Source organism: Micromonospora alfalfae (assembly GCF_022230925.1).
Taxonomy (GTDB): Bacteria; Actinomycetota; Actinomycetes; order Mycobacteriales; family Micromonosporaceae; genus Micromonospora; species Micromonospora alfalfae.
Genome location: NZ_JAKKFH010000001.1, coordinates 107,300 through 132,261, shown reverse-complemented (window position 1 = coordinate 132,261; position 24,962 = coordinate 107,300). Strand labels below are relative to the sequence as shown.

At 71.8% G+C, this 24,962-nt stretch carries 23 protein-coding genes; 17 read left to right on the top strand and 6 right to left on the bottom strand.

Annotation, left to right across the window (positions count from 1 at the left end):
• Positions 1-50: 50 nt before the first annotated feature.
• The 6 genes from MED01_RS00605 to MED01_RS00580 all read left to right on the top strand — a co-directional run bounded on the left by MED01_RS00605 (position 51) and on the right by MED01_RS00580 (position 7,063).
• Positions 51-1,298, top strand: coding sequence for a sensor histidine kinase (locus MED01_RS00605; RefSeq protein ID WP_238666569.1), 1,248 nt, complete (start codon positions 51-53; stop codon positions 1,296-1,298).
• The gene (locus MED01_RS00600) at positions 1,295-1,945 is read left to right on the top strand and encodes a response regulator transcription factor (protein WP_238666568.1); all 651 of its coding nucleotides are present in this window, start codon (positions 1,295-1,297) and stop codon (positions 1,943-1,945) included. The genes MED01_RS00605 and MED01_RS00600 overlap by 4 nt, the downstream gene beginning before the upstream one ends.
• 76 nt (positions 1,946-2,021) lie before the next feature.
• A complete protein-coding gene (locus tag MED01_RS00595) occupies positions 2,022-3,098 on the top strand; it encodes a hypothetical protein (RefSeq protein WP_238666567.1) in 1,077 nt (358 codons plus the stop codon).
• Positions 3,099-3,154: 56 nt separating this feature from the next.
• A complete protein-coding gene (locus MED01_RS00590) occupies positions 3,155-4,615 on the top strand; it encodes a magnesium chelatase ATPase subunit I (protein ID WP_238666566.1) in 1,461 nt (486 codons plus the stop codon).
• Positions 4,616-4,617: 2 nt separating this feature from the next.
• Positions 4,618-6,570 (top strand): vWA domain-containing protein, encoded by a 1,953-nt coding sequence (locus MED01_RS00585; RefSeq protein WP_238666565.1) that lies wholly within the window; start codon positions 4,618-4,620, stop codon positions 6,568-6,570.
• A 28-nt stretch (positions 6,571-6,598) separates the two neighbouring features.
• Positions 6,599-7,063, top strand: coding sequence for a hypothetical protein (locus MED01_RS00580; protein WP_238666564.1), 465 nt, complete (start codon positions 6,599-6,601; stop codon positions 7,061-7,063).
• Between the two features lie 308 nt (positions 7,064-7,371).
• Here MED01_RS00580 and MED01_RS00575 read toward each other — a convergent pair whose 3' ends face one another.
• A complete protein-coding gene (locus MED01_RS00575) occupies positions 7,372-8,379 on the bottom strand; it encodes a GlxA family transcriptional regulator (RefSeq protein ID WP_238666563.1) in 1,008 nt (335 codons plus the stop codon).
• A gap of 1 nt (position 8,380) precedes the next feature.
• On the opposite strand from MED01_RS00575, the gene MED01_RS00570 reads away from it, so the two are divergent.
• The gene (locus tag MED01_RS00570; RefSeq protein ID WP_274525052.1) at positions 8,381-9,736 is read left to right on the top strand and encodes an MFS transporter; all 1,356 of its coding nucleotides are present in this window, start codon (positions 8,381-8,383) and stop codon (positions 9,734-9,736) included.
• 19 nt (positions 9,737-9,755) lie between these two features.
• On the opposite strand, the gene MED01_RS00565 is transcribed toward MED01_RS00570, so the two are convergent.
• Genes MED01_RS00565 through MED01_RS00555 form a run of 3 tightly spaced genes read right to left on the bottom strand, consistent with a single transcriptional unit; the run spans position 9,756 to position 11,308 of the window.
• Complete coding sequence (locus MED01_RS00565; RefSeq protein ID WP_238666561.1) at positions 9,756-10,469, bottom strand: RICIN domain-containing protein; 714 nt, start codon at positions 10,467-10,469, stop codon at positions 9,756-9,758.
• A gap of 46 nt (positions 10,470-10,515) precedes the next feature.
• Positions 10,516-10,800 carry a DUF427 domain-containing protein gene (locus MED01_RS00560; protein ID WP_238666560.1) on the bottom strand — a complete coding sequence of 95 codons (285 nt, stop codon included), beginning with the start codon at positions 10,798-10,800 and terminating at the stop codon, positions 10,516-10,518.
• 37 nt (positions 10,801-10,837) lie between these two features.
• A complete protein-coding gene (locus tag MED01_RS00555) occupies positions 10,838-11,308 on the bottom strand; it encodes an aminoacyl-tRNA deacylase (protein ID WP_238666559.1) in 471 nt (156 codons plus the stop codon).
• A 93-nt stretch (positions 11,309-11,401) separates the two neighbouring features.
• Between MED01_RS00555 and MED01_RS00550 the strand changes: the two genes are divergently transcribed.
• From MED01_RS00550 to MED01_RS00515, 8 genes are all read left to right on the top strand, one after another.
• Positions 11,402-12,799: an FAD-binding oxidoreductase gene (locus MED01_RS00550; protein ID WP_238666558.1), complete on the top strand. Its 1,398-nt coding sequence runs from the start codon at positions 11,402-11,404 to the stop codon at positions 12,797-12,799.
• Positions 12,796-14,139, top strand: coding sequence for a class I SAM-dependent methyltransferase (locus MED01_RS00545; protein ID WP_238666557.1), 1,344 nt, complete (start codon positions 12,796-12,798; stop codon positions 14,137-14,139). The genes MED01_RS00550 and MED01_RS00545 overlap by 4 nt, the downstream gene beginning before the upstream one ends.
• Before the next feature lie 100 nt (positions 14,140-14,239).
• Entirely contained in the window at positions 14,240-14,797 is a 558-nt protein-coding gene (locus tag MED01_RS00540) for a winged helix-turn-helix domain-containing protein (RefSeq protein ID WP_238666556.1), read from the top strand.
• Positions 14,790-15,659 (top strand): SRPBCC family protein, encoded by an 870-nt coding sequence (locus MED01_RS00535; RefSeq protein ID WP_238666555.1) that lies wholly within the window; start codon positions 14,790-14,792, stop codon positions 15,657-15,659. Before MED01_RS00540 ends, MED01_RS00535 begins: the two co-directional genes overlap by 8 nt.
• Positions 15,660-15,716: 57 nt before the next feature.
• On the top strand, positions 15,717-16,079 hold the full coding sequence (locus tag MED01_RS35995) for a zinc-ribbon domain-containing protein (protein WP_238666554.1): 363 nt from the start codon (positions 15,717-15,719) through the stop codon (positions 16,077-16,079).
• Positions 16,080-16,395: 316 nt separating this feature from the next.
• Entirely contained in the window at positions 16,396-18,651 is a 2,256-nt protein-coding gene (locus MED01_RS00525) for a putative bifunctional diguanylate cyclase/phosphodiesterase (RefSeq protein ID WP_238666553.1), read from the top strand.
• A 50-nt stretch (positions 18,652-18,701) separates the two neighbouring features.
• Positions 18,702-19,460 (top strand): MerR family transcriptional regulator, encoded by a 759-nt coding sequence (locus MED01_RS00520; protein ID WP_238666552.1) that lies wholly within the window; start codon positions 18,702-18,704, stop codon positions 19,458-19,460.
• 53 nt (positions 19,461-19,513) lie between these two features.
• Positions 19,514-20,287: a hypothetical protein gene (locus MED01_RS00515; protein WP_238666551.1), complete on the top strand. Its 774-nt coding sequence runs from the start codon at positions 19,514-19,516 to the stop codon at positions 20,285-20,287.
• A 7-nt stretch (positions 20,288-20,294) separates the two neighbouring features.
• On the opposite strand, the gene MED01_RS00510 is transcribed toward MED01_RS00515, so the two are convergent.
• A complete protein-coding gene (locus MED01_RS00510; RefSeq protein WP_238666550.1) occupies positions 20,295-21,611 on the bottom strand; it encodes a serine hydrolase in 1,317 nt (438 codons plus the stop codon).
• Positions 21,612-21,767: 156 nt separating this feature from the next.
• Between MED01_RS00510 and MED01_RS00505 the strand changes: the two genes are divergently transcribed.
• Complete coding sequence (locus MED01_RS00505) at positions 21,768-22,052, top strand: putative quinol monooxygenase (RefSeq protein WP_238666549.1); 285 nt, start codon at positions 21,768-21,770, stop codon at positions 22,050-22,052.
• A gap of 19 nt (positions 22,053-22,071) precedes the next feature.
• Here the strand turns inward: MED01_RS00505 and MED01_RS00500 are convergent, their stop codons facing one another.
• Entirely contained in the window at positions 22,072-23,613 is a 1,542-nt protein-coding gene (locus tag MED01_RS00500; RefSeq protein ID WP_238666548.1) for a gluconokinase, read from the bottom strand.
• Between the two features lie 168 nt (positions 23,614-23,781).
• Here MED01_RS00500 and MED01_RS00495 point away from each other — a divergent pair, with 168 nt between their 5' ends.
• On the top strand, positions 23,782-24,933 hold the full coding sequence (locus MED01_RS00495) for a hypothetical protein (protein ID WP_238666547.1): 1,152 nt from the start codon (positions 23,782-23,784) through the stop codon (positions 24,931-24,933).
• Positions 24,934-24,962 lie beyond the last annotated feature (29 nt).

The window sequence follows — 24,962 nt, the reverse complement described above, 5'->3', positions numbered from 1 at the left end:
CCCCGACGCGGGGGAGTCGGCGGAACCCGTCCGGGCAGCAGAATGGCGAGGTGAACCTCCGAGCGGCGCTGGCCCCGCTGGTCGCCGGCACCACCTGGCGACGCGGCGTGTTCCTGCTGCTCGGCGGCGTGCTGGCGCTGCCGTACGGGCTGCTCGCGGTGACCTTCGGCCAACTGCTCGCCGACTCGGAGATCCCGCGCCCACTGGTCTACGTCCTGCTGCTCATCGCGGTGCTGATCGCCGTCGTCCCGTTGCTGCTGGACGGCAGCCGGGCCCTGGAGATCGCCGCCGTGCGGAGGTTGCTCGGCGTCGACCTGCCCGAGCCCGAGCTGGGGCATCGCGGCGACCGGGAAACCCGGCTGCGCAGCGCGCTCTGGATCGCCACCCACCTCATCGTCGGCGCTGTGGTGATGATCGCGCTGTTCAGTGCCCTGCCGATGGCGCTGGCCTTCATCGCCCAACAGTTCGGCGTCGGCACCGAGCTGACCAGCCAGGAACGGTTCGGGCCGTTGGACGGGCGGGACAGCGGCTGGCTGACAGTGGCCGGGGTGCTCCTGCTGGTCGGCCTCGGCTACGTCGTCGCCGGGCTCGGCGCGCTCGCCGGTCTGATGGCACCGGTGCTGCTCGGCCCGGCCCAGGCGGAGCGGATCGCCGCCCTGGAGGCGCGGGCCACCCGGCTCGCCGAACGCAACCGACTGGCCCGGGAACTGCACGACTCGATCGGCCACGCGCTGACAGTGGCCACGCTCCAGGCCGGGGCCGCCCGCGAGGTCCTCGACACCGACCCCGAGTTCGTCCGACGGGCACTCACCGCAATCGAGGACGTCGGGCGGACCGCGATGGATGACCTCGACCACGTGCTCGGGCTGCTCCGGGAGAACGGACGCGACAGGCCCGTGGTGGCGCCGCAGCGTACCCTCGCCGACCTGGACCGGCTGGTCAACGACGCCCGCGCGGCCGGCCTGGCCGTGCACGCGCAACGCGCCGGCGACCCGGCCCGGGTGCCAGCGGTGGTCTCCCGGGAGGGCTACCGCATCGTCCAGGAAGGACTGACCAACGCCGCCCGGCACGGCCACGGGCCGGTGACGGTACGCCTGGACCTGCGCAGTGACGCGCTGGAGCTGGAGCTGGTCAACGCGGTGCGCCACCCCGAACGGGGCCAGCGGGGGCGGGGCGGCCGAGGCCTGGACGGCATGCGGGAGCGGGTGCTGCTGCTCGGCGGCCGGCTCACAGTGGGCCCGGACGGCGACCGGTGGTTGATCCGGGCCCGCCTGCCCTACGAGGAGACGACGACATGACCACCGGGGTGCTGATCGTCGACGACGACGAACTGATCCGGATCGGGCTGCGGGCGATCATCGACGCCCAACCCGACCTGCGCGTGCTCGCCGAGGCCGCGGACGGCGCGGAGGTGCCGCCGCTGGTCGCCCGGCACCGGCCCGACGTGGTGCTGATGGACGTGCGGATGCCCGGCATCGACGGCATCCAGGCCACCCGGCACCTGCTGGCAACCTCCGCCGACCCGCCCCGGGTGCTGGTGGTCACCACGTTCGCCAACGACGAGTACGTCTACGAGGCGCTGCGCGCCGGCGCCTCAGGGTTCCTGCTCAAACGGGCCCGGCCCGCCGAGGTGGTGGAGGCGGTCCGGGTGGTCGCGGCCGGCGAGTCGCTGCTCTTCCCGGCCGCGATCCGCCAACTGGTCGGGGCGTACGGGCCGGCGGGCGGCGACCGGTTGAGCGCCGCCCGGCTCACCGAACGGGAGGCCGAGGTGCTGCGGCTGATGACCACCGGCCGGTCCAACCCGGAGATCGCCGCGCACCTGGTGGTGGGGGTGGAGACGGTGAAGACGCACGTCGGCAACGTGCTGGCCAAGCTGGGGGTCCGCGACCGTACACAGGCGGTCATCGCCGCCTACGAGTCCGGCTTCGTCACCCCGTCCGGCTGATCGTTCCCTCGACCGGGGGAGCGGGTTCACCGCTGGCCGGGAGGGAATCGGGCGGTCATCAGTCGAGGCTCAGAGCATGACAACGATCACTGCTTCCCGACCCCGTACCGCCTCCCGCTGGCCCGATCGGTTCGCCCCACTGGCCGCCGGTTGGCTCGGCCTGTGGGGAGTGCTCGCCCTGATCGGCACGCTCACCGGTGCCGGCTACCCGTTCGGCCCGAACGACCCCCACGGCGGCGACGTCAGCCTGCTGCGCCTGGTACCGGTGGAGGTGGCCACCCCGCTCTTCGCCGGCGTGCTGCTCACCGCCGCGGTGGCGGCCCTGGCCATGAGCCGCCCGGCGGCGCGCCCACCCGGCCCGCTGCGGGCGCTGCTCGCCGGCTACGGCTGGGCTGTCGCGTTCGTGCTCGTCCTGGTCGTGCCCGATGTCCGAGTGCTGATCGTTCTCGGTTACCTGCCGATACTGATCGTCGGGGCGCCGTTCGGCTGGCCACCGGGAGACTACTCCGACGTCTTCAACTGGGCGCTGTTCGGCCGGTTCGCGGCGCTGGCCGGCGGACTGCTGCTGGTCGGAGCGGTGCTCGCCTGGCAGCGGCGTACCGCCGGGGCCTGCGTCGGCTGCGGCCGCGCCGACACCGGCCAGCGATGGACCACCCCGGCCGCCGCCACCCGCTGGGGCCGGTGGGCCGCCGGCATCGCCGCGGCCATCCCGATCACGTACGCGCTGACCCGGTTCGCCTGGGCGGCCGGCATCCCGCTCGGCATCTCCCGCGAGTTCCTGACCGAGATGCAGGACACCGGGCTGGTCTGGGCCGGTTTCGGGCTGGCCGCCTTCGCCACCGTCGGCGCGATCCTCACCCTGGGCCTGGTGCAACGCTGGGGTGAGCGGTTCCCGCACTGGATGCTCGGGCTCGCCGGGCGGCGGGTGCCGGTGAAGCTGGCCGTGGTGCCGGCCACCCTGGTCGCCATCTCCGTGACCGCGGCCTCGCTGGGGCTGCTCAGCAACCCGAAGTTCTGGGAACTCACCGGCGGGCTCAGCATTACCGGGTCGCCGATGCTGCTCTGGCCGGTGTGGGGCGTGGCGCTCGGCGCGGCCACCTACGCGTACCACCTGCGCCGCCGTGGCACCTGCCGGCGATGTGATCGGGGCTGAGGGTGGGAGTGGGGGTGCCCCTGATGCCCGGGGCGCCCCTGCGAATGTGAGCTAGCGTGGGTCGGGTGACTGCGCCTACCCCGGTAATCCCGGTTCCACCGGCCGACCTGCCCGGCACGCTCGGCGCGCTACGGGCGGCCGGTCACCAGTACCGCACCGTCAAGCAGGAACTCCGCGACAACCTCCTCGCCCGGATGCGCTCCGGCGAGACCCGTTTCCCCGGCATCGTCGGCTACGACGACACGGTGCTGCCCGAGGTCGAGCGGGCCCTGCTCGCCGGGCACGACATGGTGCTGCTCGGCGAGCGCGGCCAGGGCAAGACCCGGCTGATCCGCTCCCTGGGCGCGTTGCTCGACGAGTGGACCCCCGTACTCCCCGGCTCGGTGCTCAACGAGCACCCGATGCACCCGCTCACCCCGGCGTCCCGCGCCCAGGTCGCCGAGGCGGGCGACGACCTGCCGATCGGCTGGCTGCACCGCTCGATGCGGTACGGCGAGAAGTTGGCCACCCCGGACACCAGCGTCGGCGACCTGATCGGTGACGTCGACCCGATCCGGATCGCCCAGGGCCGTACCCTCGGCGACCCGGAGACCATCCACTTCGGGTTGGTGCCGCGCACCAACCGGGGCATCTTCGCCGTGAACGAGCTGCCCGACCTGGCCGAGCGCATCCAGGTGGCACTGCTCAACGTGCTGGAGGAGCGGGACATCCAGGTTCGCGGCTACCAGCTGCGCCTGCCGCTGGATCTGCTCCTGGTGGCCAGCGCCAACCCGGAGGACTACACCAACCGGGGCCGGATCATCACCCCCCTCAAGGACCGGTTCGGCGCGGAGATCCGCACCCACTACCCGGTCGACCTGGAGCTGGAGCTGGCGCTGATCCGCCAGGAGGCTGACCTGGTCGCCGAGGTGCCTGAGCACGTGCTGGAGGTGCTGGCCCGCTTCGCCCGCGCCGTCCGGGAGTCGCCGTCGGTGGACCCGCGCTCCGGCGTCTCCGCCCGATTCGCCATCGCCGCCGCCGAGACGGTCGCCGGTGCCGCGCTGCGTCGCGCCGGTCTGCTCGCCGCCTCCGACACCCCGGAGGGACGCCCCGAGGCCGCCGTTGCCCGCGTCGGCGACGCGGTGTCGGTGACCAGCACCCTGCGCGGCAAGGTCGAGTTCGAGAGCGGCGAGGAGGGCCGGGAGACCGAGATCCTCGCGCACCTGCTGCGTACCGCGACCGCCGAGACGTTCCGGGCCCACCTGGCCGGGCTTGACCTGTCCGGGTTCACCGCCCTGGTCGAGGACGGCGCCGCGATCGAGACCGGCGAGTTGGTCAGCGCCGCCGAGCTGCTGCGCCAGGTCGGCACCGTACCCGGGTTGGCAAAGGTCCTGGACCGGCTCGACCTGGGCGACGCGCCCACCTCCGAGGCCGCCGCCGCCGCCGTCGAGTTCGTGCTGGAAGGGTTGCACCTGACCCGCCGGCTCGGCAAGGACGTCACCGACTCGGGGCGCACCGTCTACGGCGGCCGGGGCTGACAGTGGCCGGCAACCGGTTCCGTTACGGGCAGTGGAACGGCGGGCCCGACCCGCTCGCACCCCCGTACGACGTGCGTGAGGCGGTGGACGCGGTCGGCGCCGAGGTGCTGGCCGGCGGCAGCCTGCGGGAGGCGCTGCGTGACCTGCTGCGCCGTGGCCCGCAGGGACGGGGTGGCCTGGACGACCTGGCCGCCCGGGCTCGGCGGCTGCGCCGGGAGGCGCTGCGCAGGGGCGACCTGGACGGGGCGGTGACCCGGGCCCAGGCCCTGCTCGACCAGGCACTCGCCGCCGAGCGGGACGAGCTGCGGGGTCGCGACGACGACGCCGCGCGGTTCGCCGAGGCAGTGCTGGACAATCTGCCGCGCTCGACGGCGCGGGCGGTGGAGGAGCTGTCCGGCTACCAGTGGGCCAGCGACGACGCCCGCCGCTCGTACCAGCAGATCCTCGACCAACTCCGCGACGACGTGCTCGGCCAGCGCTTCGCCGGACTGAGCGAGGCGGTGCGCGCCTCCGCCGACCCGGCCGCCCAGCAGCGGCTCGCCGAGATGATGGGCGACCTGAACGACCTGCTCGCCCGGCACGGTCGCGCGGAGGACACCACCGACGCCTTCGCCGAGTTCATGCGCCGACATGGCGACTTCTTCCCGGAGAAACCGGAGAACGTCGACGAGTTGATCGACGTGCTGGCCCGTCGGGCGGCGGCCGGTGAGCGGCTGATGAACTCGCTCTCCGAGCGGCAGCGCGCCGAGCTGGCCGGCCTCATGCAGCAGTCGCTCGGCGACCGCCTCGCGGGGGAGTTGTCGGCGCTCGACGCGAACCTGCGCGCGCTGCGGCCCGATCTGCGCTGGGGGCGCGGCGAGCGGGTTCGTGGCGACCAGCCGCTGGACTACGCCGACGCGGCCGGCGCGCTGGGTGAGATCGGCGACCTGGACGACCTGCTGGACCAGCTTGACCAGGAACACCCGGGGGCGACCCTCGACGACGTGGACGTCGACGCGGTGGCGCGCACGCTGGGCCGGGACGCGGCCGACGACGTTCGCCGGCTGCGCGATCTGGAGCGGGAGCTGCGCCGCCAGGGTTGGGTCAGCCGGGACGCGGAAGGGCTCACGCTGAGCCCGAAGGCGCTGCGCCGGCTCGGCGGGACCGCGCTGCGGCAGGTCTTCGCGGAGCTGACCGCCGGGCCGCGCGGGCAGCACGACCTGCGCTCGGCCGGTGCGGCAGGCGAGGTCAGTGGCGCGTCCAGGCCCTGGCAGTACGGCGATGAGCAACCGTTGGACGTGGTCCGGACGTTGACCCGGGCGGTCAGTCGGGCCGGGCCGACGGTCCCGGTGCAGCTCGCGGTGGACGACTTCGAGGTGGTGGAGACCGAGAGGCGTGCCTCGGCCGCTGTGGTGCTCTGCGTCGACCTGTCGTACTCGATGATCTCTCAGGGTCGTTGGGGGCCGATGAAGCAGACGGCGCTGGCGTTGGCACACCTGATGGAGACGCGCTTCCCACAGGACGCCCTGCAGATAGTGGGCTTCGGCCGGGAGGCGATGACGCTCACCCAGCAGGAGTTGGCGGCCGTGGAGCCGGACATGGAGCAGGGCACCAACCTCCAGCACGCGCTGCGGTTGGCGGGCCGGCACCTGCGGCGACACCCGGACGCCGAACCGATCGTGCTGGTGGTCACCGACGGCGAGCCGACCGCGCACCTGGACCCGGACGACGGGGAGGCGCTGTTCCACTGGCCGCCGCTGCCGGAGACGATCGAGGCGACGGTCCGCGAGGTGGACCGTCTGAGCCGTTACGGTGCCACGCTCAATCTCTTCATGCTCGGCGACGACCCGGGTCTGCGGCGCTTCGTCGACGCGGTGGCCCGCCGCAGCCGGGGTCGCATGTTCACGCCGGACACCGACGACCTGGGCGAGTACGTGGTCAGCGACTACCTCCGCTCCCGCCAATCCCGCCGCTAACTCCCGCCGCTGCGGGTTGACTGGGGGGATGGAGAGCGGGGGATTGCGGCGGGCTTACGGTGCCCTGTTCGCGGAGGTCGACGCTGGCGGGTTCGGTCCGGCTCCGGAGGGGCAGCTCAGTGCCGAGCAGATCGTCGCGCATCTGGTCGCCAACGATGAGCTGATGATCCAGGCCACCGAGGCGTTGCTGGCCGGGTCGCCGTTCGCCTACTACGAGTTGGCGGAGGACATGCACCGCCCGCAGCTCGACGCGCTCGCCGCCGAGCACTGTGGTCTGCGTGGCCTGACCGCGCTGCTGCACGGCACCAGCGACCGGTTGTGCGGGCTGGTCGACCAGCTCGGCCTGGCAGCGGAGACCCCGGTCGAGACGCACCTACGCGAGGGCTTCGACCTCATCGTCGACGAGCCGCTGCCCTGGTCCCGCACCCTGGACCTGCACACGAGGGTGCACCTGCCCAAACACCAGTCCCAACTGCACCGGCTCCGGTCCTGAGCGCCAAAGACACTCGGCCCAAATGGCCCCGAGAAGCCGTCGGCCGGCCGGCGTTGCGGCGTCGCGCGGAGTGTCGGGGGTGTTGCCATATTGAGCGTGATGTCTGTGAGTCATCACGATGACTCACAGACATCAGGCTCGTTGACCTACCCGACCTCGCCCCAAGCTCTCCGTCGATCTTGCACACACTGTCCCGGCAAAAGCGGCATAATTGGGTGTTTAGGCGACAGTAAATGCAAGATCGCGGGTGCGCGGGTGCGCGGGTGCGCGGGTGCGCGGGTGCGCGGGCGCGCGGGTGCGCGGGTGGGTCAGGTTTTGATGGGCTCGGGGCGGGGGTGGAAGGTGCGGCGGTAGGTGGACGGGGCCACGCCGATGCGTTGGTGGAGTTGCTGGCGTAGGGCGGCGGTGGTGCCGAACCCGCAGCGGTGGGCGATCTGGTCGACTGTGAGGTCGGTCGTCTCCAGCAGCAGTCTCGCGTGGTCGGTGCGCTGTTGCAGCAGCCACTGCGCCGGGCTCAGGCCGGTCTCCGACCGGAAGCGTCGGGTGAAGGTGCGCACGCTCATCCGTGCCTGCTCGGCCAGGTCGCGCAGCGCGATCGGCTCGTGCAGCCGTTGCCGCGCCCACTCCCGGGCTCCCGCCGTGCTGGTGTCGGTCGCCTTCGGCACCGGCTGCTCGATGTACTGCGCCTGACCGCCGTCGCGCCACGGTGGCACCACACAGCGGCGGGCCGCCCTGTTGGCCACCTCGCTGCCGTGATCGAGGCGGATGACGTGCAGGCAGAGGTCGATGCCGGCGGCGACTCCGGCCGAGGTGAGCACCCGGTCGTCGGCGATGAAGAGCACGCCCGGATCGAGGTCCACCCGGTCGTGCAGGCGGCGGAACCGCTCGGCGTACGCCCAGTGGGTGGTCGCCCGCCGCCCGTCGAGGAGCCCGGCGGCGGCGAGCACGAACGCTCCGGTGCAGATCGACATGATCCGGGCGCCCCGCTCGTACGCCGCGCGCAGCGCCCCGGTCACCTCCGGGTCGGCGATGCCCGTTGTCAACGCGGTCCCGTCGTGGATGCCCGGGACGATCACCGTTTCCGCTGTGTCGAGCAGCTCCAGACCGTGGTCGGGGACCACCTGGAAGCCGGCGGTGCTGCGTACCGGCTGCCCGCCCGGGGTGCACACCCGGACGTCGTAGAAGGGTGTCCCGTCGGCGGCCCGGGCTGTGCTGAAGACCTGGGACGGGGTGCCGAGGTCCAGGCCGACGACCTGGTGCAGCGCGAGTACGGCGATCCGGTGCGGGCGAGCGCTCATGGCCCGATTATTGCGCATGATGGCTTTCCGGCCACTCGTCGAGGTGGGTGGCCCGGCTCAGACTTGTCAGGTGACCAAGAACCGCCGTCTGCATCCCGCCTGGCTGGTCGCCGCCGTCGCCTTCGTGGCGTTGGTCGGCGCGGCCGGCTTCCGCGCCACCCCGTCGGTGCTGCTGCACCCGCTGCACGAGGAGTTCGGCTGGCCCCTGGCCACGATCTCCGCGGCCGTCTCGGTCAACCTGCTGCTCTACGGGCTCACCGCGCCGTTCGCCGCCGCTCTGATGGACCGGTTCGGCATTCGCCGAGTGGTCTCGGTCGCGCTGCTGCTGGTCGCCGCGGGCAGCGGGTTGACGGTCTTCATGACCGCCAGCTGGCAGCTCCTACTCTGCTGGGGTGTGCTGGTGGGGCTGGGCACCGGCTCGATGGCGCTGGCGTTCGTGGCCACCGTCACCGGCCGTTGGTTCGTCCACCGACGGGGCCTGGTCACCGGAGTGCTGACCGCGGGCGGGGCGGCCGGGCAACTGGTGTTCCTGCCACTGATCGCCATCCTGGTGCGCGACCACGGCTGGCGTACCGCCGCGCTCGTTGTGGCAGGGGCGGCGCTGGCTGTCGTACCCCTTGTGGTGTGGCTGCTGCGCGAGCACCCGGCGGATCTCGGCCTGCCCGCCTACGGGGCGACCGAGGTCGTCGCGCCCCCGCCGCCGACCGGCGGCGCGGCGACCCGGGCGCTCGGCGCGCTGGCCACCGCGGCCCGGACCCGACCGTTCTGGCTACTGGCCGGCGGCTTCGCGATCTGCGGCGCGACCACCAACGGCCTGGTCGGTACGCACTTCGTGCCGGCCGCGCACGACCACGGCATGGCTCAGACCACAGCGGCCGGGTTGCTCGCCCTGGTGGGGCTCTTCGACATCGTCGGCACGATCGCCTCCGGCTGGCTCACCGACCGGGTGGACAGCCGGTTGCTGCTCGGCGTGTACTACGCGCTGCGCGGGTTGTCCCTGCTGGTGCTGCCGAGCCTCTTCTCCGGCACCGCCGAGCCGAGCATGCTGGTGTTCATCGTCTTCTACGGCCTGGACTGGGTGGCCACCGTGCCGCCGACGGTGGCGCTGTGCCGGGAGTACTTCGGTAGCGCCGGGGCTGTGGTGTTCGGTTGGGTGTTCGCCGCGCACCAGCTCGGCGCTGCGGTCGCCGCGACCGGCGCGGGCCTGGTCCGGGACCGGCTGGGCGACTACGCGATGGCCTGGTACGTGGCGGGTGTGCTGTCGATCGGCGCCGCCGGACTGTCGTTGCTGCTGCGCCGCCGACCGGGCCGAGGAGTACCGGAGGCCGTGCTGGTCGCCGCGACCGCGCCCAGGGCGTGGAGCTTCCGCGGCTGAAACGCGACGCGTCGGCCGGTCAGCTCACTGCCCACTGCTGGGCCGGCCGGCCGTCGCACTGTCGCTGCCGGATGTCATCGCCGGCCTCGACGGCGTCGTCGTCGGCCTGGGCGCACTTGTTGCTGTGCGCGGCGATGAGCAGCACCGCGCTGGTGCCGGTACCGCCGAACCGCCACTGCTGGTTGGCTCCACCGTGGCAGGGGAACTGGAGCAACCGCGCGCCGTCGTCCCGACTGCCACCCTCGACGTCGAGGCACTGCCCGTACGCGGCGTTGGTCACCGTCAGCACGCCCGCGCCGGCCGGGCTGACCACCCACTGCTGCTCCGGAGCGCCGGTGCACACGGCCAACTCGGCCTTGGCCTCCTTGCCGTCACCGTCGAGCCCCAGGCAGAGGCCCGAGGCGGCGCGCAGCACCCGGGGCCCGGTGGGCGGGGCGGCCGGCGTGCTGGTCGACGGGGTCGGTGACGGCTCGGTCGGTGCGGCCGGGCTCGGCTCGCCGGCCGGCGCGCTGGGCTGCGGTGCGCTGGACGGCGTACCGACCGACGCCGGCACCGACGGCTCGTCGTCACCGCCGAGCAGCCCGGTGGCGAAGACGACCCCCAGGAGTACGCCGACGGCCCCGACCGCCACCGCGACCCGCAGCAACGGATCGGCCAGCGGCCCGGAGCGCGGTGCCCGGTGGCCGCCGTAGACGGTGCCGGCGGGGTCGGGGCGTTCCTCGGGCGCGGACATACGCGCCATCCTCACCCACGACGTCGCGCCGGAGCCAGTTCGGCGGTCAGTCGACGACCCGGACGTCCTTCCAGAACGCCACCCGGTCACGCACCATCTCGGCGTCCGGCTTGGGCTCCGGGTAATACCAGACCGCGTCCTTGCTGGTGCTGCCGTCGTGTTCGAGGGAGTAGTAGGAGGCGGTGCCCTTCCACGGGCAGACGGTGTGCGTGGCGGACTCGCGGATCAGGTCCTCGCGCAGGGCGGAGCGGGGAAAGTAGTGGTTGCCCTCCACCAGCACGGTGTCGTCGCTCTCGGCGACGACCAGGTCGTTCCACACGGCTTTTGGCATGTCCCAACAGTAGGCCGCGCCGCCGCCCCGGCAGCGTTCAGCGGGTGGGCTGCGCGTCGGTGACGTCGGCCACTGTGGCGTCGAGGGCGGCTATCGCGGCGTCGGCGTCGAGCGCGATGGCGAGACCGCGCTCGCCAGCACCGAGGGTGATCCCCCGGCCGCGCAGTCGCTCGTCGGCGACCACCGGCCAGGCGGTGCTCGCGCCGAACGGGGTGATGGTGCCGCGTTCGTAGCCGGTGGCGGCCAGGGCGCCGGCCGCGTCCGGCATGGAGAGCCGGTGCACACCGAGCAGAGCGCGCAGCTTGGGCCAGGAGATGACCCGGTTGCCGGGGGTGAGCACGAACAGGTGATCGTTTTCACCGCGCCGGACCACGATCGTCTTGACCACGTCGGGGACGGCCACGCCCCGGGCGGCGGCGGCCTCCGCGAGACTGCCGACCGCACCGTGGCTGACCAGCCGATACGGCAGTTGGGCGGCGTCCAGGGCGGTGATCGCTGGCGATGGCATGCCCGCCACGGTAGCCGTCGGGCCTGCCACCGGACGGGAAACTGCCACGGCCGACATCCCACGGTTTCCAAACGGCGAGCGTAAGGTGATCACATGCGCGCTGAGCGTGTGGATCAACCGATTGACCATGATCAAGCGGTGGACACGCTGCGGCGGTCGTACGCCGCGGTGCCCACGGGCGAGCCTGTCCGGCTGGCCAAACGCACCTCCAACCTGTTCCGTCCCCGGTCCGCTCCCCGGACTCCGGGGCTCGACGTGAGTGGCCTGAACGGCGTGCTGTCGGTCGACCCGGCTGGCCGTACCGCCGACGTGCAGGGCATGTGCACCTACGAGGACCTGGTCGACGCGACGCTGCCGCACGGCCTGATGCCGCTCGTGGTGCCGCAGTTGCGCACCATCACGCTCGGTGGCGCGGTGACCGGCCTCGGGATCGAGTCGACCTCGTTCCGCAACGGCCTGCCGCACGAGTCCGTCCAGGAGTTGGACGTGCTCACCGGCTCCGGCGAGATCATCACCGCCCGGCCCGACGGCGAGCACGCCGACCTGTTCACCGCGTTCCCCAACTCGCTGGGCAGCCTCGGTTATGCCACCCGGCTGCGCATCGAGCTGCAACCGGTCGGCCGGTACGTGGCGTTGCGCAACGTCCGGTTCACCCAACTGGAGGCGTTGACCGACGCGATAGCGGAGGTGACCGCCACCCGGTCCTGGGCCGGCGAACCGGTGGACGCGATGGACGGGGTGATGTTCAGCCCTGGCGAGGCGTACCTGGTCTTCGCCACGTTCACCGACGTGGCCGACCCGCCCAGCGACTACACCGGTCAGGCGATCTACTACAGGTCGCTGCGCCAGCGCACCCGCGACGTGCTCACCGCGTACGACTATCTGTGGCGCTGGGACACCGACTGGTTCTGGTGCTCGTCGGCGTTCGGTGCGCAGCACCCTGTCGTACGCAGGCTCTGGCCGGCGCGTTACCGGCGCAGCGACTTCTACCACCGACTGGTCCGGCTGGAGCATCGCCATCAGGTGGCGGCCCGGATCGACCGGCTGCGCGGGCAACCGGCCCGGGAGCGGGTCGTGCAGGACGTGGAGATCCCGCTGGACCGTACTGCCGACTTCCTGCGTTGGTTCGCCGGCGCAGTGGGAATGAACCCGGTGTGGCTGTGTCCGTTGCGACTGCGTGAGCCGGCGGGGCCCGGTTCGGCGCGGTCCTGGCCGCTGTATCCGCTGCGGCCCGGTCAGGACTACGTCAACATCGGGTTCTGGGGGAGCGTGCCGATCGCGCCGGGCGCCGCCGACGGCGACGTCAACCGCACGATCGAACGCAGGGTGTCGGAGTCGGGCGGGCACAAGTCGCTCTACTCCGACGCGTACTACGACCGGGACGCCTTCGATCGCCTCTACGGCGGCGACACGTGGCGCGCGGTGAAAGACCGCTACGACCCGGACCACCGGCTGACGGGACTGTACGAAAAGGCGGTAGCACGAGCATGAGCCTGACCGACAGAGATCAGGGGGCGGCGAGCGTTCCCGCCACCCCGCCGGCGGGGGGCCGGCACACGGGTCCGACAGTCGCGGATGTCGTCCGCGCTGTCACCACTGGGCCGTTGCCGGTGCGGATCACCGGGTACGACGGCAGCGCCGTCGGCCCGTCCGATGCCGGCATCACCCTGGCGATCCAATCCGAGCGTGGGCTGTCGTACCTGCTCACCGCACCCGGTGACCTGGGCATGGCCCGGGCGTACGTCAGTGGTGACCTGGCGTTGCAGGGCGTGCACCCGGGTGATCCGTACGAGGCGTTGCGGGTGCTCAAGGACGAGCTGCGGTTACGCCCACCGTCGCTGGCCGAGGGGCTGGCGCTGGTTCGTGGGCTGGGCTGGGAGCGGCTGATGCCGCCACCGGCGCCGCCGCAGGAGGCGCAGCCCCGCTGGAAGCGGGTGATGAACGGGCTGCGGCACTCGCGGGTGCGTGACAGCACCGCCATCTCGCACCACTACGACGTCTCCAACGCCTTCTACGAGAAGGTGCTCGGCCCGTCGATGACGTACACCTGCGCGGTTTTCCGGTCTCCCGACGACACGCTGGAGCAGGCCCAGGCGGCGAAGTACGACCTGGTCGCCGGCAAGCTGGCCCTGAAGAAGGGGATGCGGCTGCTGGATGTCGGGTGCGGCTGGGGTGGCATGGTGCGCCACGCCGCCCGCGAGTACGGCGTCAAGGCCCTCGGGGTGACCCTGTCGAAGGCGCAGGCGCAGTGGGCGCAGGCCGCGATCGAGCGGGAGGGGTTGACCGAGCTGGCGGAGGTGCGATACCTCGACTACCGGGACGCGCCGGCCGAGCAGTTCGACGCCATCTCCTCGATCGGGTTGACCGAGCACATCGGGGTGCGCAACTACCCTGCCTACTTCGGGGCGCTGCGTAGCCGGCTGCGGCAGGGCGGGCGGCTGCTCAACCACTGCATCACCCGGGCGGACAATCGCGCGCCGCACCGCTCGGGCGCGTTCATCGACCGGTATGTCTTCCCGGACGGTGAGCTGGCCGGTCCGGGCCGGTTGATCAGTGAGGTGCACGACGCCGGGTTCGAGGTGCACCACGAGGAGAACCTGCGTCAGCACTACGCGCTGACGCTGGCCGCCTGGTGTCGCAACCTGGTTGAGCACTGGGACTACTGCGTCTCGGAGGTGGGCGCGGGCACCGCTCGGGTGTGGGGGCTCTACATGGCCGGGTCGCGGATGGCGTTCGAGCGCAACGGCATTCAACTGCACCAGGTGTTGGCCACCCACAACGGCCCGAACGGCGTGAGTGGCTACCCGTTGCGACCGGACTGGTTGCCCTGATCACCTGCTGACCGCCGCCTGAAGCCGCGCCGAAAAAGTCGGCGCGGCTTCAGGCGAAGCGATTGACAAAGAAGTTTTGTACGTACAAACTGATTTTGCCATGAGAGATGTCCTGTACCTGGAACAGATCGAGCAGGCCGAAGTCCTGCTCAAGCCGCAGCGCGTCGAAGTGCTGCGGCAACTGGCCGAGCCGCGCACCTGCACCGAGGTCGCGGCCCGACTCGACCAGACGCCACAGCGCGTCTACTACCACGTCAAGCAGCTCGTCGCGGCCGGCCTCGTCGAGCTGGTGAACGAACGCAAGGTCCGCGGCATCACCGAAGGCATCTACCAGGCCGCAGCCCGGTCCTACTGGCTCTCCCCGCGACTCGTCGGCCGGATCGGCCTGCGCCGGGCCCGCGACGAACTGAGCCTGGGCTACCTGCTCGACCTGATGGAGGAGGTCCAGGCCGACATCGCCGGCCTGGACCGGGCGGCGCCCGAGCTGCCCTCGATCGGGGTCTCCGGCGAGATCCGGGTGCCGGCAGAGCTTCGACAGCAGTTCCTGCACGACCTGCAAACCGCACTTCAGGACCTGTTCACCCGCTACGGCGGCAGCGAAGGAGATGCCTTCAAGCTGGCCGTCGCCTGCTATCCGAAAGGGAACGACAATGAGTGAGCCGATGAAGGTCAAGGCCCGTCTCTCCGCGCCCGTCGGGCGCGTCCGCCAGGCCCTGACCGACCCGGCCGAGCTGCGTCTCTGGCTGGCCGAGCACGCCGAGGTCGAGCTGCCCCAGCGGTACGAGTTCTGGGGTCGCTACACGCCCGAGGGCGACGCCCCGCACCAGCGGCTGCTGCACGCCGACGACGACACGCTGCGCTTCGGCTGGCTGCTCGACGGCGTGGAGACCACCACCGAGTTCCAGCTCACCGCCGAGGGCACCGACAGCACGGTGCTGACGCTGATCCAGAGCCACTTCGACTTCGCCGAGGCGATGAGCGGCTCCACCATCCGCGGTGTGCTCCAGACGTTCTGGGCGCTGTCCATCGCCAACCTGGCCGCCCACCTGGAGGGCAAGCCACTGCTGCCCCGCACCGACTTCACCTCCGCCGACCTGCGCGGCGAGCTGGTCATCGCCGCCCCCGCCGACAAGGTGTGGGAGTCGCTGACCGACTCCGAGCAGGCCAGCGCCTGGTTCGGCTACCCGATCGGCATCGAGCCCTGGGTCGGCGGCCGGTACGCCATGGGCGGTTTCGAGACCGGTTACGCGGCCAAGGTCGTCGACCTGGAGCCCGGCCGCCGGATGTCCGTCGACTGGGGGCCGACCGGCGTGACGAGCTGGGAGCTGGCCGAGTCCGGTGGCCGGACCACGCTGACCTTCGTGCAGAGCGGCTTCGACGAGGCCAACCCCCCGTACGGGGCGTGGAGCGGGTCGGTTGCCGGGCTGTTCGAGCTGCGTCGCTTCCACGAGGTGCCGAACTGGCAGCCGATCTGGCTCTCCGAGGAGATCCCCGGCCTGGAGCCCGCAACGTCCAGCTGACGCCTTGATCACCTCGCCTTGATCACCTCGCCTTGATCGTGCTCGATCAGGGATGTAGTGGCCTCGTTCACCCAGGAGGCCACTACATCCTGGATCGAGCACGATCTTGTGCATGCGGGCCCGATCGTCGGAGATCCGGTGGCGGGATCTGGTGACTTTTCGCTGTCGAGTGGGTACTGGCGGGCGATGTTCTTCATCTTTGGTCTGCGTACCAAGGTCGACCGGTCCGGTGTCGTGCAGCAGGTCTGCCGCCACTGCGGCAACCAGGCCGCGCAGGTGATCACCCGCCGCTCGACGAAATTCACACTCTTCTTCATCCCCCTCATTCCGATCCGCACCCGGTACGCGCAGCAGTGCACGTTCTGCGGGGCGGAGTACGAGATTGCCAAGTCCGACGTCGAGCGCCTCCCGGTCGGCTGATCCGACGATGGAACGCTTCCTCTGCTGGCTGATCGGCCGGCCGACGCCCTCCGCCGACGTGGCAGTGCACACCGTCGCCCGCCCGCCCTGCACCCCTGGCCGACGCAGACGCCGCCGCGCACGCCGTCCGGTGGCCGGCACCGCGCTGCCCCGTTCACCCTGGAACCGATCCGCGGGCCGCTGACCAGAGGCGCGAGCCGCAGCGGGGGTGCACGTTCGGCCCTGGCGGCGTTTCTGAGCGCTGGTTAGGCTTTCGGGGTTTGCCGTGGACCGGCGCCGCCGAGGGTGCACGCACGACGAAAGAGCCGGAGCGACCGTGTCCCGACAGGACGGAAAGCAGGCTGCGGGGACGCTCAACCCCGTCGGCGTGTTCGTCGCGGCTGCTGTCATCCTGCTGGAGGCGGGCTGGCTGGTCGCCGCGTTGCCCGGCGCGGCACTGGTCAGCGACATCGGCGCGATGCTTGTCGCCGGTTGGGCGACGCTCGCGTGCGTCGGGGTGGCCCGTCGACATCCGGCGCCGCTGCGCCGGTTCTGGGTGCTGCTCGCCCTCACCATGGCGCTCGCCGCGACCGGTCGGGCGATCTGGACCGTGCAGCGGCTCGTCGGCGGCGACCTGCCGCACACGCCGGCGGTCGGGGTGGTCTTCACCGCCGGCATCCTCACCGGCACTGCCGCGCTGCTCAGCTCGCCGTCCGCACCGAGGACCACCGTCGGGCGGGCGCGTACGTTGCTGGACGGGGTGATCGTCGCCCTGGCCCTGGTGCCGATCGGTTGGGTGCTGGTCTTCCGTGGGGTCGCCGCCGCCGAGCTGGCCGACCCGGCGCGCACGCTGGGGCTGCTCTTCCCGATGTTCGACCTGATGCAGCTCACCATCCTGGTCGCGGTCTCCGGGCCGGCCCGGCCGATGTGGCGGCCGATGACAGTCCTGGCGGCGAGCCTCACCCTGCGGGTCGTCGCCGACGTCGTCTACGTGTCGCTCGTCGCCCGCGCCGACTACACGGCCGGTCACCCGATCGACCTGTGCTGGCCGTTGAGCTACCTGCTGATCGGCCTGGCCACCCGGAACCCGCCGCCACCGGACTGCGACGGCACCGACGACACCGCCGAGTCGCCGCTGCCGCCCTGGTGGCGGGTGGCGTTGCCGTACCTGCCGGTGGGTGGGGCGATCATCGCTGTGGTGCTGGCCCGCCGGCCCACCGGGCAGACCCCGCAGCTGGTGTTCGTGACCATGATGGTGTTGCTGGCCGCCCTCGCCGTCCGGCAGGGGCTGGCGGCCAACGAGAACCTCCGGTTGGTGGCCCGGCTGCGCCGGCTCGCGTACGGCGACCAGCTCACCGGGCTGCCCAACCGGCTGTTGTTCAACCGGCGGCTGCGCCTGGCGCTGCGCCACGGGCGGCCGGTGGCGGTGCTGCTGCTCGACCTGGACGGGTTCAAGCAGGTGAACGACAGGTTCGGGCACGCCACCGGTGACACCCTGCTGACCGGGCTCGCGGCCCGGATGCACACCGCCGTGAACGGCGACGGCACCATCGCCCGGCTCGGCGGTGACGAGTTCGCCGTGCTGGTCGACGGCGACCGGCCGGTGTCACCCGAACGGCTCGCCGAGCGGCTGCTGGACGCGTTGCGGCCCTCCGACGACGAGGAGGACGTCGGGGTGCACCCGTCGGCGAGCATCGGCATCGCCGAGTACGGCCCCCAGCACGCCTCGCACAGCGACCTGCTGCGTGACGCCGACATCGCCATGTACGCGGCCAAGGCGGCCGGGAAGTCCGCGTACCGCACGTGCACGGCGGCGTTGCGCGAGTCGGCTGTCTCCCGCGCCGAGTTGATCGCCGACCTGCGTCGCGCTGTCGACGAGGACCAGCTGCACCTGGAGTTCCAACCCATCGTCGACCTGACCACCGGCGCGGTACGCAGCGCCGAGGCGTTGGTGCGCTGGCGGCACCCCCGGCTGGGGATGTTGCCACCGGCGAAGTTCCTGCCGTTGGCCGAGGAGACCGGGCTGATCCTGCCGATCGACCGGTGGGTGATCCACGAGGCGTGCCGGGCCGCCGCGACCTGGCGGGGGCGAGCGCCGGACGCGACAGTCGCTGTGAACATCGCCGCCGCGCACCTGCGCCGCCCGGACCTGATCGCCACTGTCACCGCGGCGACCAGCGCCGCCGGGCTGGCACCACGGGCGTTGACACTGGAGTTGACCGAGTCGGCGCTGATCGAGGGCACCGAGGCGGTGCTGGAGCGGCTGCACCAACTCCGGGAGTTGGGCATCCGGATCGCCATCGACGACTTCGGCACCGGCTACTCGTCGCTGAGCTACCTGCACCGCATCCCGGCCACCGAGTTGAAGATCGACAGGTCGTTCGTGGCCCGGCTGGGCACCGACGACCGGGCGTACGCCACTGTCGAGATGGTCACCCGCCTGGCCGGCGCGTTCGATTTGGCGGTGGTCGCCGAGGGGGTGGAGACCGAGCGTCAGCACGAGGCGGTCACCGCGATCGGCTGCCCACGAGGCCAGGGCTATCTGTACGGGCGGCCGGACGGCCCCGCAATGGTGGGCCAGAATCGGAGTTGACTCTCACGTAGCGGCAGGCAGGAGCCTGGTTCCCGGAAGGGAGGGGGACCATGGCGTACACGGTGGGTCAGGTCGCGAAGGTGGCCGGCGTGACGGTGCGGACGCTGCACCACTACGACGAGATCGGGTTGCTCTCGCCCAGCGGGCGCACCTCGGCCGGTTACCGCCGCTACGACGACGCGGACCTGCAACGGCTGCAACTCGTCCTGTACTACCGGGAGCTGGGTTTCCCGCTTGAGGAGATCACCGCGATCATCGACGACCCGGCGGCCGATCCGGCCGCGCACCTGCGCCGGCAGCACGAACTGCTGACGGTACGGCTCAAGCGGTTGCAGGAGATGGTCACGGCGATCGAGTTCGCGATGGAGGCGAGCAAGATGAACATCCAACTCACGCCGGAGGAGCGGTTCGAGGTCTTCGGTGACTTCGACCCGGAGGAGCACCAGGCCGAGGCGGAGCAGCGCTGGGGTGACACCGACGCGTACCGGGAGTCGAACCGGCGGGTCGCCCGTTACAGCAAGGACGACTGGCTGCGGAACAAGGCGGAGAACGAGGACTGGGGTCGGCGGATCGTCGCGCTGATGGCCTCGGGGGCACCGGCGGACAGCCCGGAGGCGATGGAGTTGGCCGAGGAGCACCGGCAGCTCATCAGCCGCTGGTTCTACGAGTGCTCGTACGAGATGCAGACCGGGTTGGCCGACATGTACCTGGCCGACGAGCGGTTCACCGCGCACTACGAGAACATCGCGCCGGGGCTGGCCGCGTATCTGCACGAGGCGATCCACGCCAACGCGATCAGCCGGGCGTGACGAGGGGCGGTCCGGCTAGTCTGGCCGGACCGCACCGCCCGGGGGAGATGACAGTGCAGAAACCGAAGCTGATCGCCGCTGGTGTCATCCTCGCCGTGGCCGTCGCCGCCGGGGTGTGGGCGTTCGTGACCACCGGGGACGAACCCGATGAGGGTCGGCCGGCGGCGTCGGCGGGCCCGACCGAGGCGATCGGTGTGCTCAGGGCCGCCGCCGGGAAGGTCGACCAGCAGACCTACAGGCTGGCGTTGAGCAGCGGCGGGACGACGGGCGGGGACGCCACGCTGGTCCTCTGGGACCCGAAGGCGAAGCGTGGTCTGGAGACCACCTCCCTGAAGGTGCCCACGGGCGAGGTGAAGATCGAACGGCTGACCACCGGACCGGACGTCTACGTGCGGATCAGCGCCCCGGACCGGCGCGTTCCGGTCTGGGACGGCAAGACGTGGTGGCATGTCGGCGCTCCGGGTTCACCCCCCGCCCAGCAGGGCCTGGACAACACCAGACTGGCGAGCACGCTCAGCACGGCGACCGCCGTCCGGCAGACCGGTGCGCGGGAGTACGCGGGCACACTGGACCTGCGCCAGAGCGGCGCGGTGCTGGGCAACGGGGTCGGCGGTGTGCTCGGTGACCGGGCCGCCGCGGTGCCGTTCACCGCTGCCGTCGACGAGCAGGGTCGGCTGGTCCGCTACCGCATCGAGTTGGCCAGCCAGCAGTCGGAGGTCGCCCAGCTCGACCTGACGTACTCGGATTTCGGGCTGCCGGTGTCGGCGGACCCGCCGGCGGCCGACCTGGTCGGCGAGGACCCGCCGGCGAACATTCCCGGCGCCTGAGGTCGGCTCACTCCTCGACCGCCCCGGCGACCGGGGTGACCAGGAAGTCGTAGACGGTGCGGGCCATCCGCCGGACCGTCTCGTCGCCGGTGGCCATGGGACCGGCGGTGAGGAACGCGACGGCGGTCTCGGTGCCGGGGATCAGGTAGTAGCCGACGTCGTGTGAGGCGTCCGGCAGGTCACCGGTCTTGTGGGCCACCGGCACCCCGGGTGGCAACGCCGCCGGGATCTTCGTGTTCAGTGTCTGCTCCCGCATGAACCCGATCATCAGGTCGCGGGAGGCGGGGGTGAGGATCTCGCCGTCCCAGACCGCGCCGAGCAGTGACACCACGTCGTCGGGGCTGGTGTAGTTCTCCTCGCCGCGCTGGGCCGCCGCGCTGTCGAGCATCCGGCGGGCCAGGATGGTGGACCGTTGGTTCATCGAGTCGATCAGCGCGTTGACCGGGGCGAACCCACCCAGGTAGGTGATCAGCACGTTCGCGGCCACGTTGTCGCTGTACTTGATCAGATACTGGGCGAGCCGGTGCACTGTGACCACCTGCGGGAACGTCTCGAACTGCAACTGGCCGGTGCCGCCGACCACGTCCTCCGGGGTGACCAGCACACCGTCGTCGAGGAAGACCTGTCCACAGTCGACCCGACGCAGCAGTTCGACGAGGATCCACAGCTTGATGACGCTGGCCGCCTTGGGGCGCAGCGATCCGTTGACGGCGATCTGCTGGTCGCCGTAGCGGCCGGACAGGTCGCGGACGGTGACTCCGGCCGGGTTGAGGCTCGCGTCGGCGACCACCCGGGCGAGCTGCCCGCTGAGCGGGAACAGCCGGGCCCCGGCGACCGGGTCGGTGGGCGGCTGCGGGCTGGTGACCACCACGCCGGTCAGCGTCGTCGGCGGGCGGTGCCGTTGGATCACCTCCAGCGTGCCCTCACTGCGCCCCACCAGCGGCACCCGGTAGCGGTAGGCCGTCCCCCCGACCACGACAGCCCCGCTGGCCACCCCGGCGGCGACCCGCATCGTCGGGTCGGCGACCCGGCCGGTGTCGCCGTCGCAGGCGCGGTAGCGCACCGTGTGCCCGAGTGAGTCCACAGCGAACACCCCGCCGGGAAACGACAGCCAGGACACCTCGCTGGTCGGTGGGCGCTCCGGTGTGGGGTCCACCCCGGGCTCGTGGCTCTCCGCGACGGGCGCTTGGCCTGGATTGTCCGCGGTGGCCGGCCCGGTCGTCGCGAGCACCGCGAGCGCGACCGCCGCCGTCAGCACCTTCAGTGGTACGCGGGCAGAGTTCCCCAGCAGGGAAGATGAGCGCCTCTTGTCGCTTTTTCTCACGTTTGCACGATATGAAGCGCCGGGGGCTGGTGAGGCCGACGGGACCGGTGTCACCCGTCTGGGCTGGGATGTCCTGACGAGCGTGATGACACGCAGACATCACGATGACTCACAGGCATCATGCTCATCAGCAACCCCCATCTCTGGAGGTCCATCATGTTGATCATCGCCGGCAGTCTGCAGGTCGAACCGGGCACCCGCGAGGCGTACCTGTCCGACTGCGAACAGGTCATCGCGCGGGCGCGCGCCACCGCCGGCTGCCTCGACTTCCTGCTGGCGGCCGACCCGTTGGAGCCCGGCCGGATCCACGTCTACGAACGCTGGGAGTCACCAGAGCAGTTGGCCGCGTTCCGCGGCTCCGGGCCGGACGACGCGCAGGAAGTGGCCATCCTCGACGCCGACGTGCAGCGCTACCTGATCGCCGCCGTCGAAGCGCCCTGACCCGGCGGGCCGGCACCGCTCACGTCTGCGGTTCGGGGCCGGTGGGCAGGCCGGGCGCCATCCGGCGGATCGAGGTGAAGGTGGGCGTGAGGGCCTCGTACAGCTCGGCGAAGAGCGGCAGCAGCGCCGCGTAGGTGGCGGCGGCGGCCGGGTCGGGGCGGACCGTCTCCTCGATTCGCACCAGGTCGGCGGCGACGTCGATGCTGGGGATCAGCCCGAGCGCCTCCATGCCGAGCAGCGCCGCACCGAAGCTCGACCCCTCGTGCGCGGCCGGGAAACTCACCGGCAGGCCGAGGGCGTCGGCCAGCATCTGCCGCCACAGGCCGCTGCGGGCGAAGCCGCCACCGGCCCGGACCTCCCGGACCTCGTTGCCTGCCGCGCGCACCGAGCTGAGCACCAGCGCGAGCTGCTGGCAGACGCCCTCCAACGCGGCCCGCACCAGATGCTCGCGGCGGTGTGCGTGGGTCAACCCCACGTACGCGCCGCGCGGCAGGGCGCTCCAGTGTGGTGCCCGTTCGCTGTGCAGGTACGGCAGCATGATGAGCCCACCCGAACCGACTGGCGCGCGGGCCGCCACAGCCACCAGTTCCTCCTCGGAGTGCTCGCCCAGGTCCGGTGCGAGCGCCGCGCCGGCCCACTTGAGCACGATGCCGCCGTTGTTTATCGCGCCACCGACAGCCCAGCGATGCTCGGTCAGCGCGTAGCAGAACACCCCGCCGAGCGGGTCCACGCCGGGCCGCTCAACCATCACCCGCATCGCCCCGCTGGTGCCGATCGAGCAGGCCACCATGCCGGGGTGCACCGCGCCCAGGCCCAGGTTCGCGAGCGGCCCGTCGCCCGCGCCGACCACCACCGGCGTGCGTTCCGGCAGGCCGGTCTCGGCCGCGGCCTGCGGGGTCAGTGTGGGCAGCACGGCGGTGGTGGCGACAAGCTGTGGGAGCTGTTCCGTGGTGATGCCGGCGATGGTCAGCGCCTCGCGGTCCCACTCCAGCTTGTGGATGTCGAGCAGGCCGGTGGCCGAGGCGATCGAGTGGTCGGTGACCAGCGCGCCGCAGAGCCGCAGCAGCACCCAGTCCTTGATGCCCACCCAGTGCGCCACCCGCTCGAAGAGTTTCGGCTCCTGCTCGGCGAACCAGAGCAGCTTGGGCAGCGGCGACATCGGATGCATCGGCGTGCCGGTACGCCGGTGCAGGGCCAGCCCCGACGGCACCGCCCGTAACCGCTCGGCCTGGCGGGTGGACCGCGAGTCGGCCCAGGTCACCGACGGGGTCAGCGGATTGCCGTCCCGGTCCAACCCGATCAGGCTGTGCATGGCGGAGCCGAACGACAGCCCGGCCACCGGCTGGACCAGCTCGGCCACGACGATGCTGATCGACTTGAGCACCGCGTCGAGGATGAGCTGCGGGTCCTGCTCGGCGTAGCCGGGTTGCGGGTTGTTCAGCGGGTAGTCGGCCAGGTGACTGCCGAGCTGCCGCCCGTCGGTGTCGTACGCGACGGCCTTGGTGCTCGTGGTGCCGATGTCGACCCCGATCACGACCCCGGGCAGCGTGACACGCGGCACGACCGTCACCCCCTCGGAAACATGAACGTCGGCATCAGTATCCCCCTATCGTGCTGGTTGCTCCGCCGATCGGGTACTTCGCCCGTTTCGGCGTTTCCGTGCGGCGCGCCGGACCTGTTAAACCTCGTGACACCCCAGATTGGTGGCCAGCGCGGCGAAGGAGTCGGCGTGGCGAAGACTGATTCGACGGGTTCCACCTGGCGGTACCGGTGGGCGCACCGGCAGAACGTGCGGCGGGTCAGCACGTACCGCGGCGCTGAGGCGGCGTGGCGGCGACGCGACGACGAGTTGCGGCGGCTACGCGTTCTGGCCGCCGACTTCCAAGGCTCGGCAGCCGCCGGCGCGGGGCTGGCATTGGAGCTGGCCGCCGACGAGGTGGTGCTCTGGGCACTACCCGCCGCGCAACTGGTCGAGGTGCGGCACAGCACGGTGCTGCCCGCGCCGGACCTCACTGTCGCCCCGCGAACCGGGCAACTGCGCCCGCGCCGCCCGGACGGCGTACGCGTCACCGACGCCGGCATGGCCGTGATCACCAGCCGTCGGCTCGTGCTGCTCGGCGGGCGGGGCCGGCGCGACTGGGCGTACGGCCGGATAACCGGCCTGGCCCACGACCCGGCGGCGCCCGTCACCCTGATCCAGGTGCTGGACCGACGGAGCACCTCCGGGTTGTTGCTGCCCACCGACGCGACACCGGACTTCCGGTTCAAGCTCACACTGGCCTTCGCCGACGCGATCGAACAGCGCGCCGCGGTGATCGCCCAACTCGACGAGCTGATCGCCGAGCACGCCCAGCTCAAGCCGTTCCGGCCGGCTGCGGCCACCCCCGGGCAGGCCCGGCTGTCGTCGTTGGTGCCCGGTGGCCGCAGGACCATCGCGGTGGCGGCGGCCATCGCCCTGCTGGTGCCGGCGGCGCTGATCGAGTCGGACCCGTCCGACCCGACCGGTGGCGCGGAGGTCGCCGTCGCCGCCACCCCGGCACCCACCACCAGCGCGGCGCCCGCGCGGATCCGCCAGGCCGGCCCGGCGCTCGCGCTGAAGACCCCGCCGCCCAAGCCGACACAGTCACCACGCCCGTCGCCCAGCGCCACCCAGCGATCGCGCTGCGGGGGACCGGAGAACCCACTGGGGTACGGCTTCTGCGGCGGCACCCGGATCCGCAAGCCGGCCGCCGAGGTGTGCGACTGGTTCGACTGCGTACCCCAGTTCTGGGCCGGTCGCGGTTACCTCGTGCAGTGCCGCGACGGTTCGGTCAGCCTGGCCGGCGGCCGGGCCAACGCCTGCGCCCAGCACCAGGGCGTGCGGCGAACCATCACAAAGTGACCGATTCAGGGCCTGAAGTCTGCTTCGCT